Origin of the sequence: Sphingosinicella sp. CPCC 101087 (assembly GCF_004151485.1) — a bacterium.
In the GTDB taxonomy this organism is placed as follows: domain Bacteria; phylum Pseudomonadota; class Alphaproteobacteria; order Sphingomonadales; family Sphingomonadaceae; genus Allosphingosinicella.
In genome coordinates, this window is the sequence record NZ_SBFF01000032.1 from 1 (window position 1) to 1,507 (window position 1,507).

Genomic DNA, 1,507 nt, shown 5'->3' on the forward strand with positions numbered 1-1,507 from the left:
CGCTGGACCGACCGGGGAGCGTTCCCACCGCCACCGGACCGTCATTGGTGCCGGTCACCGTCACCTCGAGCGTGGCCATGTCGGTGCCGCCCTCGCCGTCGCTGACCGTGTAGGTGATGCGCGTCGTCCGAGCCTCGCCGACCGCGAGATCGTCGAACTGGCCATTCGGGTCGAAATCGTAGCTGCCGTCGGCGTTCAGCGTGAACGTGCCGCCATTCGTGCCGCCCACCGAGGTGCCGACATTCCCCTCGGCGCCGTTCACCGCCTGCACCACCAGCGGGTCGCCTTCCGGGTCGCTGTCATTGTCCAGCACGCCGTCCGCCGCACTTACCGCCAGAGGCGTGCCTTCGTCCGTCGTGTTGGCGTCGTTCAGCGCGACCGGCGCGTCGTTGGTGCCGGTCACCGTCACCTCGAGCGTGGCCGTGTCGGTGCCGCCCTCGCCGTCGCTGACCGTGTAGGTGATGCCCGTCGTCCGAGTCTCGCCGACCGCGAGATCGTCGAACTGGCCATTCGGGTCGAAATCGTAGCTGCCGTCGGCGTTCAGCGTGAACGTGCCGCCATTCGTGCCGCCCACCGAGGTGCCGACATTGGCTTCGACGCCGTTCACGGCCTCCACGACCAGCATGTCGCCGTCCGGGTCGCTGTCATTGTCCAGCACCCCGTCCGCCGCGCTCACCGTGAGGAGCGTGTCCTCATCCACCGTGTTGACGTCGTCGGTCGCGTCCGGGACCGGATTGGTGACGGTCCAGGTGAAGCTCTGGGTCACCGTGCCGCCATGGCCGTCGTCCGCGGTCACCACCACGGCATAGACTCCGGCCGGGTTGCCGGGCGTGCTCGACTGGCTTGCCGACGGATCGATCGTCCCGCTGATGATCCCGGTCGCCGGGTGCAGCGTCAGGCCGGCCGGGAGCCCGGTCGCCGAATAGGTCAGAGTGTCGCTCGCATCCAGGTCGGCAAAGACGCCGCTGACGTCGACGTCGGCGACCGCATCGGCATCTTCGTTGGACCGGCCGGGGAGCGTCCCCACCGCCACCGGCCCGTCATTGGTGCCGGTCACCGTCACCTCGAGCGTCGCCGTGTCGGTGCCGCCCTCGCCGTCGCTGATCGTGTAGGTGATGCTCGTCGTCCGAGTCTCGCCGACGGCAAGGTCGCCGAACTGACCGTTCGGGTCGAAAAGGTAGCTGCCGTCGGGGTTCAGCGTGAACGTGCCCCCATTCGTGCCGGTCACGACCGAGCCGACATTGGCTGCGATGCCGTTCACCGCGTCCACCACCAGCGCGTCGCCGTCCGGGTCGCTGTCATTGTCCAGCACGCCGTCCGCCGCGCTCACCGCAAGCGGCACATCCTCATCCGTCGAATTGGAGTCGTTGGCTGCATCAGGCCCGGGATTGGTGACGGTCCAGTTGAAGCTCTGGGTCACCGTGGCGCCGTGCGGATCGGCTGCCGTCACCACCACCGTGTAGACGCCGGCCGGGTTGCCCGCCGTGCTCGACTGGCTTGCCGAAGG

1 protein-coding gene is annotated in these 1,507 nt (G+C 68.7%); it reads right to left on the reverse strand.

Going from position 1 to position 1,507, the window contains the following annotated elements; genetic code table 11:
* A partial coding sequence (locus EKM57_RS21645; RefSeq protein ID WP_129794614.1) for an Ig-like domain-containing protein occupies window positions 1–1,507 on the reverse strand: 1,507 nt, incomplete at both ends.